The sequence below is a fragment of the Glutamicibacter sp. TV12E genome, from assembly GCF_052441935.1.
Taxonomy (GTDB): Bacteria; Actinomycetota; Actinomycetes; order Actinomycetales; family Micrococcaceae; genus Glutamicibacter.
Map to the genome: position 1 here is coordinate 1,499,558 of NZ_JBQVVF010000001.1, position 15,227 is coordinate 1,514,784.

The 15,227-nt window shown below is 62.6% G+C and carries 8 protein-coding genes; 5 read left to right on the top strand and 3 right to left on the bottom strand.

Annotation, left to right across the window (positions count from 1 at the left end):
- Positions 1-114: 114 nt before the first annotated feature.
- A complete protein-coding gene (locus ACT7DV_RS07010; protein WP_444661516.1) occupies positions 115-7,263 on the top strand; it encodes an SdrD B-like domain-containing protein in 7,149 nt (2,382 codons plus the stop codon).
- A 142-nt stretch (positions 7,264-7,405) separates the two neighbouring features.
- Positions 7,406-8,785, top strand: coding sequence for a copper amine oxidase (locus ACT7DV_RS07015; protein WP_444661517.1), 1,380 nt, complete (start codon positions 7,406-7,408; stop codon positions 8,783-8,785).
- 29 nt (positions 8,786-8,814) lie between these two features.
- Here ACT7DV_RS07015 and ACT7DV_RS07020 read toward each other — a convergent pair whose 3' ends face one another.
- On the bottom strand, positions 8,815-10,413 hold the full coding sequence (locus tag ACT7DV_RS07020) for an amidohydrolase (protein ID WP_444661518.1): 1,599 nt from the start codon (positions 10,411-10,413) through the stop codon (positions 8,815-8,817).
- A gap of 156 nt (positions 10,414-10,569) precedes the next feature.
- Here ACT7DV_RS07020 and ACT7DV_RS07025 point away from each other — a divergent pair, with 156 nt between their 5' ends.
- Complete coding sequence (locus tag ACT7DV_RS07025; protein WP_444661519.1) at positions 10,570-10,896, top strand: hypothetical protein; 327 nt, start codon at positions 10,570-10,572, stop codon at positions 10,894-10,896.
- Here the strand turns inward: ACT7DV_RS07025 and ACT7DV_RS07030 are convergent.
- Positions 10,855-11,484 carry a TetR/AcrR family transcriptional regulator gene (locus ACT7DV_RS07030; RefSeq protein ID WP_444661520.1) on the bottom strand — a complete coding sequence of 210 codons (630 nt, stop codon included), beginning with the start codon at positions 11,482-11,484 and terminating at the stop codon, positions 10,855-10,857. The genes ACT7DV_RS07025 and ACT7DV_RS07030 overlap by 42 nt on opposite strands.
- Before the next feature lie 72 nt (positions 11,485-11,556).
- Here ACT7DV_RS07030 and ACT7DV_RS07035 point away from each other — a divergent pair, with 72 nt between their 5' ends.
- On the top strand, positions 11,557-13,179 hold the full coding sequence (locus ACT7DV_RS07035; RefSeq protein WP_444661521.1) for an amidohydrolase: 1,623 nt from the start codon (positions 11,557-11,559) through the stop codon (positions 13,177-13,179).
- A 478-nt stretch (positions 13,180-13,657) separates the two neighbouring features.
- Here ACT7DV_RS07035 and ACT7DV_RS07040 read toward each other — a convergent pair whose 3' ends face one another.
- Entirely contained in the window at positions 13,658-14,080 is a 423-nt protein-coding gene (locus ACT7DV_RS07040) for a winged helix-turn-helix transcriptional regulator (protein WP_444661522.1), read from the bottom strand.
- A gap of 12 nt (positions 14,081-14,092) precedes the next feature.
- On the opposite strand from ACT7DV_RS07040, the gene ACT7DV_RS07045 reads away from it, so the two are divergent.
- Complete coding sequence (locus ACT7DV_RS07045; RefSeq protein WP_444661523.1) at positions 14,093-14,980, top strand: NAD(P)H-binding protein; 888 nt, start codon at positions 14,093-14,095, stop codon at positions 14,978-14,980.
- Positions 14,981-15,227: the final 247 nt, after the last annotated feature.

Here is a 15,227-nt window from a genome sequence, read left to right on the forward strand (position 1 = left end):
TTTAAGAAACTTTTGTAAATCACTTGTGTTTCCCCCTTCGAGCACGCTTGGATAAACCTTGGGGAAACCTTGAGACGACAATCACAAGCACTTCAAAGCAAGGAGGGTGTCCGTATGCGACGCTCAGAACGCAAGACAGCACCAGCAGTAACTGCCGGATGGTGGAGACGCCCAGTAGCACTGGGGATGGTCTCTTCGGTTGCTGTCACGACTTTCGGCCTCCCTGCCATGGCCGACGTAGACACCCAGCCAGATGAAACCACTGAAGCAGCGGCCAGCAATATCGACCTGAGCCTGATTGGCCAGGAACTTGCCGGCGGCGGACAGAGCCGAGCTCTGTTCCCGAGCGGACCCGCAACAGATGACGGAGCACTGAATGCTTCTCTGCTGGGGGGACAGCTGCTTGACCTGGGCGGAGTACAGCTGCCTATCGACGACATCATCGATTACGGAGAGCTTGGTGCCCTGCTCTCCCAGTCCACGGCTACCGATGCCAAGAATGGCGAAGCCATTTCCGGTATCGCTGGGGCCGACGGATCCATCAGCCTCGATGGCGAGGCCGGTGGCTTTGGCACCGCGAAACTAGACCTACTTTCTCTGTTCCGTGCAGCTGGTGCTGACGGACTCACCGACGACATCGTCAGCACCGCTGAATTGACCGCGGGCGTCGGTGGAGCACATGTCCAGGCCATTGACGGCGAATTCCAGGATCCTGATGGCGTGGGTGGCGACGGGCAGTACCGTGTCGCTGAAGCCAACCTCGAGCTGGAATCGCCAATTGTCAGCCAGCTTGCCGACGGCCTGTATGACCAGCTGGGGACAGTGGACCAGACGCTGGAAGACACCATCAATGGGATGAGCCAGATCACCGACCTGATCGATGGCATCACCAGCGCACTCCCAGTGGGCATTGACGCCAACGTCACCGCCGAATCGAACATCCGGGAAGAAGTCTTCCAGGAGCTGTTGGCGCAGCCGATCACGTCGAAGAACGAAGTACTGAGCATCGACCTCTCCACGGGCAAGCTCTATGTCGACCTGGACAAGGCCTACTCCGGTGAGCGTCCAGAAGGCGTTGACCTTCCTGACGGCATCAACAACCAGAATCCAAACACCGAGCTGGTCAGCAACGAGATCTACCCGATCATCGCTGAGACGATCCACGATCTCATTGAAGAGGTCATCAAGGTCGCCACCAACGCGATTGAAGGCGCAATCTCCAGCATCACGCTGAACTTCGATATCACCCAGTCCTCGCCACTGGGCGATACCAATGCCAGCTGGAGCGTTAACCTCGGCGCCGAGACCGTGGAACCGGTCGATTGCTCCGGCCCAGCATGTGCTGTTCTTGAGCCATTGATCAATTCCGCAGTCATCCCGCTGGTCAACACCGCAGTTGTGCCGATCCGCGACTTCCTGGTCGGCGACGGCGGACATGCCATCTACGACCTGCTGATCACCGACATCAAGACCAATGCGATGACGCTTCCAATCCGCCAGGTATTGGAACCAGTCTTCACGCTAATGGCCCAGGTTGTTTCGGTACAGCTGAACCGCCAGGTCACCACCACCTGCGAGGGCCCAGACGGCGAGCTCACCGACAGCCTCGAAGTCTCCGCGCTGAGCATCGGCCTCTTGCAGGCTGCTGACGCAGGCCGCTTGAACCTCGGCACCGCCGGTGTCCGCATCGGTGCGTGCGACGACGCGGCAGTTATCAACCCGGCGATCACCTTGGATCCAACCTCGGTTGCTCCAGGCGAATCCACCAACTTGACCGGTACCGGCTTCACTCCAGAGGGCGACGTCAGCCTGCAGCTGACCGACCCCGAGGGCAACCCGGTCGGTGATCCGATCACCGTCCCAGCCGACCCAGAGGGCAACGTTCCTTCGACTGCAATTCCAGTGCCTGAAGGTTCCGCACCGGGCGATTACAAGGTTGTGGCTACCGACGTCACCACCGATACCCCGGTAGAGAGCCCACTGACCGTCACCGACGGCGGCGTGCAGCCAGGCAACGGCTCCATCGGAGACCTGGTCTTCGACGATGCCGACATGGACGGCGTGCAGGACGAAGGCGAAGCCGGCGTTCCAGGCACCACCGTGAACCTGCTGGATGCCGATGGCAACCCGGTCAACGATGCCGAGGGCAACCCACGCACCACCACCACCGACGAAAACGGCAACTACTCCTTCGGCGAATTGCCGGAGGGCGACTACACCGTGCAGTTCGTTGCTCCTGAAGGCAAGGCATTCTCGCCTGCAGATCAGGGCGGCGACGACGCGCTGGACTCGGATCCAAACGCCGAGGGTGTTACCCCGGTTATTTCGGTCACCGCTGAGACTCCAACCACCGACGCAGTGGATGCTGGTCTGGTTGACGACGACGCGGCAATCGACCCGGCCATCACCTTGGACCCAACCTCGGTTGCTCCAGGCGAATCCACCAACCTGACCGGTACCGGATTCACCCCTGAAGGCGATGTCACCCTGCAGCTGACCGACCCAGATGGCAACCCGGTCGGCGATCCGATCACCGTGCCAGCCGACCCTGAAGGCAACGTTCCAGCCACCGAAGTACCGGTTCCAGCTGACGCCCAGCCAGGCGACTACACCGTTGTGGCCACCGATGTCACCACCGATACCCCGGTAGAGAGCCCACTGACCGTCACCGACGGCGGCGTGCAGCCAGGCAACGGCTCCATCGGCGACACCGTGTTCTCGGATGACAACGGCGACGGCCTGCAGGACGAGGGCGAAGCCGGCGTTCCAGGCACCACCGTGAACCTGCTGGATGCCGAAGGCGACCCGGTCAATGATGCCGAGGGCAACCCGCGCACCACCACCACCGACGAGAACGGCAACTACTCCTTCGGCGAATTGCCAGAGGGCCAGTACAGTGTCCAGTTCGTTGCTCCTGAGGGCAAGGCATTCTCGCCTGCCGACCAGGGCGATGACGACTCGATCGACTCGGATGCTGGCAGCGATGGACGCACCCCCGCGGTGGCACTGACCTCGGCAGCACCGGCTAATGACACGGTTGACGCCGGTCTGGTCGACGCTGATGGCGAGATCAACCCGGTACTGTCGCTGGATCCGACCTCGGTCGCTCCTGGCGAATCCACCAACGCCACCGGTGACGGCTTCACCCCTGAGGGCGATGTCACCCTGCAGCTGACCGACCCTGAGGGCAACCCGGTCGGTGACCCGATCACCGTGCCGGCTGACCTTGAGGGCAACGTTCCAGCCACCGAAGTGCCGGTACCAGCTGACGCTCAGCCAGGCGACTACACCGTCGTGGCTACCGACGTCACCACCGATACCCCGGTCGTCAGCAACCTGACCGTCACCGACGGCGGCGTACAGCCAGGCAATGGTTCGCTGGGTGACTTCGTCTTCGAAGACACCAACAGCGATGGCCTGCAGGACGAAGGCGAGCCAGGTGTCCCAGGAGTTGTCGTAAACCTGCTGGATGCCGAGGGCAACCCGGTCAACGACGCTGATGGAAACCCTGTCACCACCACCACCGACGAAAACGGCAACTACACCTTCGGCGAGCTGGCGCTCGGCGGCTACACCGTGCAGTTCGTTGCTCCTGAAGGCAAGGCATTCTCGCCTCAGGGAACCAACGAAGATGGAGCAGTCGACTCGGATCCTAACGCCGAGGGCTTGACCAACGTCTACACGCTGACCGAGGAAGCGCCAACCACCGATCAGGTGGATGCCGGCCTGGTTGACGATGACGCTGCCATCGACCCTGCGGTCACCCTGGACCCAACCTCGGTTGCTCCAGGCGAATCCACCAGCCTGACCGGTAGCGGCTTCACTCCTGAAGGCGATGTCACCGTGCAGCTGACCGACCCCGAGGGCAACCCGGTCGGTGACCCGATCACCGTCCCAGCCGACCCTGAGGGCAACGTTCCAGCCACCGAAGTACCGGTTCCAGCTGACGCCCAGCCAGGCGAGTACAAGGTTGTGGCTACCGATGTCACCACCGATACTCCGGTAGAAAGCCCGCTGACCGTCACTGATGGAAGCCTTCCAGGCGGCAACGGCGAGCTCGGCGACCGGGTTTGGAGCGACCTGGATGCCGATGGCGTGCAGGATGATGGTGAAGCTGGCGTATCAGGAGTCACCGTCAACCTGCTGGATGCCGAAGGCAACCCGGTCAACGACGCTGATGGCAACCCTGTCACCGCAACCACCGATGACAACGGAAACTACACCTTCGCCGGGCTTGCACTGGGCGAGTACACCGTGGAATTCGTTGCTCCGGAGGGCGCATCCTTCTCACCGGCCAACGCCGGCGATGACGATGCTCTTGACTCCGACGCAGCCGAGAATGGACGCACCGAAGTGGTGGCGCTGACCTCCACCGCTCCTGCGAACATGACGGTTGATGCCGGTATTGTCGACGCTCCAGCCGTGGACGAGGCCACCGTGACGGTGGACCCGACCGAGGTGAAGCCAGGCGAGGAAACCCAGGTGACCGGCGATGGCTACGCTCCGAACTCGGACGTGACCGTTCAGCTGGTTGACCCAGAGGGCAACCCGATCGGCGACCCGATCACTGTCACCACGGATGAGAATGGCCACTTCACCACCCCGCTGCCAATCGGCGAGGACGTGGAACCAGGCGATTACAGCGTGACCGCAGAGGACGCCGAAGGCAACAAGGACACCGTGGACTTGACGGTCGCCGAACCAGACGGCGAGAACCCCAACCCGAATCCGGGTGGCGACGGAGAGCTCGGCGACCGCGTATGGCGCGATGCCAACAGCGACGGCATCCAGGACTCCAACGAATCCGGCCTGGCCGGTGCCGTGGTGAACCTGCTGGACGCCGAAGGCAACGCCTACACCGACGCCGATGGCAACCCGATCACCACCACCACGGATGAGAACGGCAGCTACGCCTTCACCGGCTTGGCACTGGGCGAGTACATCGTTGAATTCGCGGCACCTGAGGGCGCTTCATTCTCGCCGGCAGAAGCTGGCGACGATGCGGCAGTGGACTCCAACGCCGGTGAGAACGGCCGCACCAGCACCGTCACCCTGACCGCCGCGGCTCCGGCTGACCGGACCATTGACGCTGGTATCGTCGATGCTCCTGCAGTCGAGGAAGCAACGGTTACGGTCAACCCTGACGAAGTGGCTCCGGGCGAGAACACCACCGTCAACGGCGAGGGCTACGCTCCGAACTCGAAGGTCGCGGTCCAGCTCAAGGACGCGGAAGGAAACCCTGTCGGAGAGCCGGTAGAGGTTACTACCGACGAGAACGGCAGCTTCAGCACCGAGATCACGGTTCCAGAAGATGCAGTTCCGGGCGACCACACCGTGGAAGCCACCGACGAGGACGGCAACTCGGACGACGCTCCGCTGACCGTCACCGACCCGGATGGCAACTCCGGCGAGGACAACGGCGAGCTGGGCGACCGCGTATGGCGCGATGACAACGGCAACGGCCTGCAGGACGATGGCGAGTCGGGCCTGGGCGGTGTCACGGTGAACCTGCTGGATGCCGAAGGTAACCCGGTAGCAGGCGAATCGGGCGATCCGGTCACCACCACCACCAACGAGAACGGCACGTACAGCTTCGCTGGCCTGAAGATTCAGCAGTACATCGTTGAGTTCGAAGCACCAGAGGGAGCATCCTTCGCACCGGCAGGCGTGGGCGCGGACCGCGGCATCGACTCCGACGCCGGGGAAAACGGACGCACCGAGGTCGTCACCTTGACCAGCCAGGCTCCGGTGAACCAGGGCGTGGACGCCGGCATCACCGATGCACCGGCAGTGGAGGAAGCTACCGTTACGGTGAATCCGGAAACCGTTGCACCGGGTGAAAACACCACGGTCACCGGTGATGGCTACGCACCGAACAGCGAAGTGACTATCACGCTGACCGACAAGGACGGCAACCCGCTGGGCGATCCTGTCAAGGTCACCACCGACGAGAACGGGCACTTCAGCACCGAGGTCACCGTTCCTGAAGATGCCGAGGAAGGCGACTACACGGTCGCTGCCGAGGATACCGAAGGCAACAAGGACACCACGCTCCTGAAGGTCGTCGATTCGGATGGCAACGGCAACGACGGCGCCTCGATTGGTGACTTCGTCTGGGACGACTCCAACAAGGATGGAATCCAGTCCGCCGATGAGGCCGGAGTACCAGGTGTCGGTGTCAGCCTGCTCGATTCCGAAGGCAACGCAGTACTCGATGCCGATGGCAACGCAGTGGTCACGACCACCGGCGAAGATGGCAAGTACGGCTTCGGCGACCTGAACTACGGCGAATACACCGTACAGTTCAACGCCCCAACCAACGCCAGCTTCACCACCTCGGGCGCCGGGGATGACCGGTCCAAGGACTCGGATGCAAACCAGGACGGACGCAGCGCTGCAGTTCAGCTGTCGACCGCCTCGGCCAGCAACCAGAGTGTTGATGCCGGTCTGATCATCGATGAGAACGCCGAAACCCCAACCTTCACCGTCACCCCTGACGAGGTAGCACCGGGCGAGGAAATCACCATCGATGGCGAAGGCTACGAGCCGAACACCAACATCACCATCGAGTTGCGCGACAAGGACGGCAACGTGATCGAGACCATCGACGTCATGACCGACGACGAAGGCAAGTTCACGACCAAGATGACCGTCCCTGAGGATGCGGAAGAAGGCGATTACAAGGTCGCCACCGTTGATCCAAAGGGTGTCGAGCAGACCCGCGACCTGCGGGTCACCGACAAGGACGCCAACACTTGCGCCGCTGAAGAATCCATCACGGTAACTCCTTCGAAGGTCAAGGCCGGAGAAACCGTAACCGTGAAGGGCCAAGGATTCACCGAAGGCCAGGTTGTTGAAATCACCGTTACCGGTGAGGACGGCAAGCAGGTCGAGGTATCCATCGCTGAAGCCGCATCGGCCCAGTTGATCACCATCGATGAAAGCTGTGGCTTCGAGTTCAAGATCCAGCTGCCTGAGGACATCAAGGAGGGGCCATACACCGTAGACGTCAACGACGAAGACGGCAAGACCATTGACTCCGGCGAGTTCGAGGTAGTCGGTTCGAACGACAACAACGGCACCGACAATGACGGTGACAACAATGGAACCGACAACAACGGTGACAACGACAGCGACAACGACAATGACGGCCTGGCCAACACCGGTGCTGAAGTTATCGGATACTCGGTGCTCGGCCTGCTGGTTGCGGCCGGCGGTGTCGCCCTGACAGTAATGGCTCGCCGCCGCTCGCAGCGCAGCTAATCAAGACAACGACAGATGCCCGTGATCTGTTGTAAATAACACCAAGATGGGGAACCTGGTTGTGGGTTCCCCATCTTGGCGCGTTAAGGCACGCGAATCCAGGAACGCAAGAGAAAGCCAGCTTTTTACTAGACTCATGACTGTGCTCAGCAACTTAGTTTCGAAATCATTGACCGGCCTGGGCCTCGCCGTGGCCGTCACGCTGCTTGCCGGCTGCCAGAACGCCGCCCCGCCTGCAGTAACCCAGCCCTCGGCTTCCGCCTCGCCCCAGGGGCAGGCGAGCTGCCCGGAAGGAAGCCAATCGCTGGCCAAGGACATGACCAGTGGCGCCACCTGGTCGATGTGCTTCTCCGTTGATCCCAAGCTCGGCATGGTCTTGAGCGACATCGCCTTCGCTCCACCGGCCAGCGAGCCGATCAAGCTGATCAGCTCGATGTCGCTGGCCCAGCTGGAAGTGCCCTATGACGACGGCAACCGGTCCACGTCGGATATCACCACCGCCGGATTCGGTGGTTTGAATATGCATTCGCTGACGGAGATCGAATGCGCAGGCGAGCTGAAGAGCCACCCGATTCCCACTATCGGGGACGGCACGAAGTTCGGGTCCGTCGAGGAGCGCCCGGTGCTCTGCAGCGACATGGTCGATGCCGGGTTGTCCTACCGCTCGGCAGAGGTCGGCGAATTGCTGGCCAAGCGCAAGGACGACTGGCAGCTGTCGACCATTTCCAAGGTCGGCTGGTACGAGTACATCAACCAGATCACTTTCGGCGCCGATGGAACCATTCGCCCTTCGCTGGGAGCCACCGGCGATCTCTCGCCGGCGGACTACAGCGACGCGGAGCACGGCAGCGCCGTCGGCCAGGGCGATCAGGATCATGCCTCAAGCCACTCGCACAACGCCGTGTGGAAAATCGACTGGGCGCTGGGCGGGGACACCGGCCAAAAGGTCCAGCAGTACGATTCCAAGCCAACCGGCAAGGACGGGGAGCATTCACCCATCGTCGAGGGCAAGTACTCGACGATCCCCGCACCGGCCACGGCCCAGTGGACCGACAAGCGCTGGTGGAAGATCTCGGCACCCGGCATGCTCAACGAAGACGGGCATGAGATGTCCTACGAAATCAGCATGGGGAAAACCGACAGCTTCACCTTCATCGACGACCAGCGCAACCACGAGCACTCGGGCGATTCCGATGACAGCATCGGCTACGATGTCGCCTTTACCAATGCCGATGACTGCCAGGTATTCGCCACCTATAACCGCGGCGGCTGCGGTCGCGGAGTGCTGGATTACGTCCAGAAGCAGCAAAATGAGAAGCTCGACGACCTGATCTCCTGGGTGGCCGTGGGCTATCACCACGTCCCCCGGGATGAGGAGCAGTCTCCGATGGAGGTGCACTGGCAGGGGTTCAACCTGGTGCCGCGCGACTTGACGGCACAGCGCCTGGACGTGCCCGAAAGCCGGCAGGATCTCAACGGCCAGCCCCAGGACTGGGACGGGCAGATGCCGCCAGCGCCGTAGCGCCGGCGGCCAGCCGGCCCATGGAAGTGCTACCGGGCGTTGGTCCGCTTTCCATCGACATAGGTGGCCACGACGTCGACGGTGCACAACTCTTCCGGGGCTATCATCAGCGGATCGGCTCCGAACACCGTCAGGTCCGCGGCGGCGCCGATGGCCAGCTGCCCGCCGGTGGCGCCGGTGCTGGCGTGCACATTGACGGTATAGCCTTCCAGGGCCTCGCGTGCGCTGAGCTTATGCCGGGGACCGGTTGAATCGCTGCCTTCGACTTCCGTGCGCCGGCGGGTCTGGGCATCGGCCATGATCAGGCGCGGATCGTAGGGGGCCACCGGCCAGTCCGAACCCAGTGCGAGGGTGATGCCCGCATCGGCGACATCGCGCAGCCGGAAGGCGAAGGACGCCCGGTGTCCGCCGAGGCGGCGCGACCACGGATCCGAGCCGTCCGCGCGCACGAAGTGCGTGCAGTGGGTCGGCTGCATGCTCACCGTCGCGCCGCTGGCCTTCAGTGCCTCGAAATCCTCATCGGTCATCTCTTCCAGATGCTCGATGCGGTGCCGCACCCCGTTCTGAGGCAGGCCGCTGATCGCCTTGATGACATAGCCGATACCCTGGTCGCCAATGGCATGGGTCGTGGTGGTGACTCCTGCCTGGGCCAGCCGGCCCAGATTGGCCAGGTACTGCTGCGGGTCGAGGTACAGGGATTCGGTCGACTCGCCTTCGGCGTCCGGCTCGTAGAGCCAGGCCGTGCCGTTGTCGATGGTGCCATCGATCATCAGCTTGGCGCCGCGGATGTTCCAGCGCCGCCCTTGGACTCCCTGCAGCTCGATGACCTTGTCCACCGCCTGCGGCCCGTCGCTGGCCATGACCCAGGGGGCAACACGCAATTTCAGCGGCAGGTCCCCGATCTCCTCCATCAAGCGCAGCACCTGGAGCGAATCCGGGTCTCCCAGATCCAGCATCTCGGCGCCGGTGAGGCCCTTGGCGGCCATGTCGCGCAGCAGCTGGAAGGTGCCTTCGGCCTTGTCCTGCGCGGTGAGCGTGGGCAAAGCCTTCTCCAGCAGGGCCATGGCGGCGAATTCCAGGATGAAGCCGTTGGGCTCGCCCTGCTCGTTGGTGGCGAAGCTGGAGCCGTCGGCGAACTTCTCGGTGCCGGTGATCCCGGCAGCCTCCAGCATGGGCTGGGAGGCCAGGGCCGAATGCGCGTCGAAGCAGGTGATGTACGATTCGCGTCCGGGCGCCGCGATATCCAGGAAAGACCCGCTGGGTTTTCCGGTGCCGAAGATGGCCACGTTGAGCCCATAGCCGAGGACTGGCGAATCTTCCGGCTGCGCCGCGGCGTACTCCCCGAAGACCGTGATTGCCTCGTCGACGTCCTTCACATCGCCCATGAAGATGCCGCGGGCGATGTTCTGCCCGTAGATCGGGTGGACGTGCGCATCAACGAGCCCCGGAGTGATCGTCGCCGAGCCATGGTCGATGACCGCTACGCCTGGCTTGATCCACTGCTGCGCCTCTTCCCGGGTGCCCAGCTTCTGGATGATGCCATCGGCAATGCCGATGGCCGAGTGGTTCTCGGTTCCGCCAAGGCTGTGGATGGTGTCAGCGAGGATGATCGTGTCGAGGGCAGGCATCATGGACTCCTAAATGAACGGCATTAATTATTCCTATAGTAACGGGCGCTGCAGGCGCGGTCTATGGGCTGCTGGCCGCACTGCCCGCCAGCCAGCAGCTTTCCGCTATTCGAGGTGAACTTTCTTGGAATGCGGACATGGCGGTATCTTCGGAGCATGGTGAACGCATCTGCAGGGACTCGGGCGATCGAGCCATTCGTGGACCGGGACTGGCCGCTGGCCCACCATGATGAGGTGGTGGTTGCCGAAGTCCGCTGGCGCCTCGACGGAGCCTCCGGCGGGCAGGGCTATCGACGCGGCCATATCCCCGGTGCGGTGTCCTGCTGTGGTTCCGGGATCACTGCATGCCGCAACCTGCTGGCCTTGGAGCAGGCCGGGCTGGGGATTGGGAAGTTCTATCCCGCGGGATGCTCCGAATACGCGGCGTCCGGCGGGCGCGGCTCAGCGCTGCGGGAGGCCGCCCGGGGGCAGTTCCAGGAATAATTCTGCGGCGGTGCGGATCACCGGGGTCAACTCGGACAAGGCCAGCGGATCGGTGGTGTTGACGTAGCTGCCGGCTCCGTCGATGATCACGAAGATTCCAGTGGCTGCCCGCTTGGCGTCGGCCGCGGTGATCCGTCCTGCTTCCTGAGCGCGGGTGACCAGCTTGGTCAGTTCCGCGAGCGAGAGGGCTTCCTGCGTGCTGACCAGGCTGCGCAAGGAGGGGCGATAGCGGGCGAGGTGGCGGGCATTGAGCCAGAGCTTGCCGAGATTCTCAAAGTCCGGAGCGGACACGTTGGACAGGAACTGCGAGATGTTCCCCAGTTCATCGCCTTCCAGCATCCCCTGCGAGAAAATCGCTTCGCGTTCCCGCGAGGCCGCCAGCTCGAAGGCGGCGCAGGTCAGTTCGTCGATGCTCTTGAAGTAGTGGCTGATCAACCCCGGACGCACATCCAGCTTCTCAGCGACCAGCCGCATGGTGACCTTCTCCAGGCCGAGCTGCAACGCCAGTGCGGCGGAGGTGTCCAGGATCTGGGCGCGACGGTCTTCCGGATTCTTGCGTATCCGCGGCCGGGGAGTGCTTGACGTCATGCGTTTACCCTAATAGATTTGGAACCTACAGTCTATTGGTGTAAGCACCAATAATTCGGAATGGTGGGGCTAGTGAACGCAGACTTGATTGTCCGTGCGCGGGGACTTCGGAACCCGGGCGGAGATCCGCTGGCAGCGACGACGCTGGCCATCCGCGGCGATCGCATCGTGGCCATGGGCGGAGACGAGATCCTGCGCGAACACGCCGCAGCGCACACGCGCATCGAAATGATCGACGGCGTGATCCTCCCTGGTCTGGTGGATATCCACACTCACCCGGTCTGGGGCTCCATCGAACGCGGCACTTCCCTCGACCTGGACCGCATCGGCACGCTGGGCGAATTGCTGGCCGCAACCGGCGAGCGCATTGATCAGCTCGGGACGCGGGACTGGATCACCGGCTTCAACCTCGACGTCAACCTCTTCGACGGCCAGCCCAGCGGGCAGATCCTCGGCGAACGCTTCCCCGGGGTGAAGATCAGCTACATGACCGCGGACGCCCACGCCCTGGTGGTCAGCCCGGCCGTCATTGCCCACCTGGGCATCACCGGCCGCGAGCAGTTCGCCGATGCCTCCCGGATCCACACGGACGCTCAAGGCGCCCCCACCGGCTACATCGTGGAGCTTCAGGCCATGGATCTGGTGATGGCGCACTACCCGGACCTGCCCATCGAGCAGGCAGCGGACCATGTCCTCGCCGAGCTGAGCCAGATGGCGGCCTGCGGGCTCACCGGGGTGCATGCTCTGGACTTCGCAGAGCCCTCCGAGGCCGTATATAAGTATTTGGACGACCGCGGCCTGTTGCCGCTGAAGGTACGCTGCTCCCCGCTGATCCCCGCCGATTCGGGGCCCGAGGCCTGGGAACGCGCCGTCGAACAGCAGGCCCTGGGCGGGAGGCGCTGGCAAGTCGCCGGGGTGAAATTCATGCTGGACGGGACGGCGGATAACGGCTCGGCTTGGTTCGCCCACCCGGACTGCTACGGCCAGAACACCGATAGCCTCTGGCGCAATCCCGAGGCCTACCGCCGGGCCATCGCCTATTTCAGCGCCCGGGGCATCCCCACCGCCACGCATGCCATTGGCGATGCGGCCGTGGCCTATGCGCTGGACGCCATCGAGGCCGCCGGACCCGTCGCAGGTGGGGCGCATCGGATCGAGCACCTGGAATCCATCGGCGACCAGTTGCTGCCGCGCTTCGCGCAGCTCGGCGTGATTGCCAGCGTGCAACCCGTGCATGGAATCCGGTTGACCAGCCCCGACGGCAGCGATAACTGGTCTGTCCGGCTGGGAAGCGAGCGCAGCGCGCATGGCTGGCGCACCCGCGACCTGCTCCGGGCCAAGGCGCCGCTGGCGCTGGGCTCCGACTGGCCCATCGGTGCCGCCGATCCACGGATCGCCCTGGCCGATGCGCAGTTGCGCCGCCCGGTGGAACAGCCAGGGGCCATGCCGCTGCACTTGGAGCAGGCGCTTACCGCCGCCGAGGCCTATCACGCGATGACCAGCGTCCCGGCCCTGGCTGCGGGCCAAGAAGGCGGGGGGATCCTTGCCCCCGGGGCCTGCGCCGACCTGACGATCTTCGCCCGTGACCCGCTCAGTCTGGAACCGCGGGCCCAAGCCGCGAACCCGGTGCTGGCCACCATCGTCGATGGCAAGCTGGAAGACCACCGGTGTGACGCCCCAGGGAACGGAAGCTAGGAAAAACCGCACCGGCTTTTGGCGCAACTGTCGCGTGCCGTGGATGTATGGGCGCATGGCCCCCGAACTTCTGGCGGAGGGGCTATCAACGAGGCTGTCTAATCCAGAAGGCTCAAGTGCAAGGCGCGGCTTCGTTGCAGACCACCCGCGGACGTACCGTCATGGAGGCGGGCCTGCGACAGGTTCTCAGCGCTGTCACTTTTCCCAGGGCAAGTACGTCCTGCACGTCTTCTTGCCAGATTCCCCATTCCCTCGTGCGCTTGCCGAGGGCTAAGGGCCTTGAGGGCGAGCAGCTGACGACCGGGCTAGGTGGACAGTATGGATCGAAGCAAGATGCGCAACTGGCGTTTTGGTACCGTCAGGAAAGCGAAGCCAGCCAACTCAACAAGGGACGCCTGGTGAGGTTACTGCTTGGGGTGAGTGTGGTTACTTTGCCTTTGGGCCGCTGGCTTGAGACCTGCGGCTTGCGCTGAGCCGGCTACCGGATTTCGTTCCCTGGATGTTGGGCATCATAGATTTCACGGGAATGACTGATTTCTTCTCGGTGCGCAAGCGACCAATCAGCGAGCGCCTTTACAAGGTGGGTCAAGCTCGCCCCTGTCTCAGTGAGCCGATAATCCACTTGAGCAGGCATTGTCGGATAGGCCGTACGAAGAACCAAACCATCACGTTCCAGCCGCCGTACGGTCAGTGTCAGCATCCGCTGGGAGATGCCATCGATGGCGAGTTGCAGCTGTCTAAAGCGCCTCACACCGTTCGCAAGCTCTACGATCACGAGAACTGACCACTTATCACCCACCCGATCTAGTACGTCCCGAATCCCGCAATCAGGGTGGTTCTGTTGCCCGCAGGGCTCAAGCTCTGCTGGCTGAGTGGTTACTTCGGTGTTCGTCACTGACATCAAACTGCCTTCTTGTGGACCTGTTTGGAACGGTTGAGACTGATTGTAGTTACTGGTAAGAACCACTTGGGAGAATCAAACAACATGATCATGGTGACAGGCGCAAAAGGTCAGCTCGCAACACTCATACTCCAGGCGCTCTCCGATCGGGACATCCCAGCCATAGGTGGCAGCCGCGCTGCCGGCGATGGCCAGCGTTATCTTGATTTCGACAATTCCACGAGTCTAGATTTCATGGGTATTTCAATTCTTGTCCTAGTTTCGGCCGGGTATGCCGAGGACGATCAAGTCATCGCACGTCATCAATCTGTCCTCGAAGCTGCCGTTCGCGACGGAGTTCATCATGTGATTTACACGAGCCTGACCAGCGCAGGTGATCATCTCGGTTTTGCGCTGGCCCACCGCGCCACTGAAAAACTGGTCAAAGCCAGCGGCCTTGGCTGGACGATTCTGCGCAATGGCTTGTATGCCGAACTTTTCGGAGCATTGCTGACCTGGACGTCTGATGGTTTGGAATCAGCCTTTGGCGACGGGGCGCTTTCTGCCGTTGCCAGGGCAGATTTAGCTACCGTGGCAGCAATAGTCGCGAGCGACCCTGCCTCACACACAGGTAAGACCTACGATTTGGTGGGAGCACCGATCACGGTCAAAGATGTTGCGGATCGTCTCGGCGCCCGTCACCAGAAGATCAGCCTTAGCGAATATCGTTCGCAGCTCCTCCACGATGGAACTTTGCTCCCGTTCCAACCTCCGATGCTGACTTCGATTGCCAGCAGCATTCGGCACGGGCTCCTCAGCAACGCCAGCCCTGATCTTGAACAGCTACTCGACCGGCCCATCACCGACGCGCTAGCCACAGCTGCTGGTGCCGTATCCGCAATGACCACCAGTTCGCACTGATCACACGGATTCTCCGGCAACCCAGCAGGGCCTGCCTGCGCATAGAGCGTCCCAGATCGAGAGGTGCAAGCAGCCCGAACGAATGACCAGTATCTGCTCTGAAGCCTTGCATGGGGAAGCACCGGGGCGTATCACCAGCCAAGGGGTATTCCGTGACATTTCGGGACAGCGGTATCTAGATGCTCTGGTTTAGCCAAATGCTCCGGCCACGGCCAGCTCCGTGAGCGCACTCGCGGAGCCGTCTATG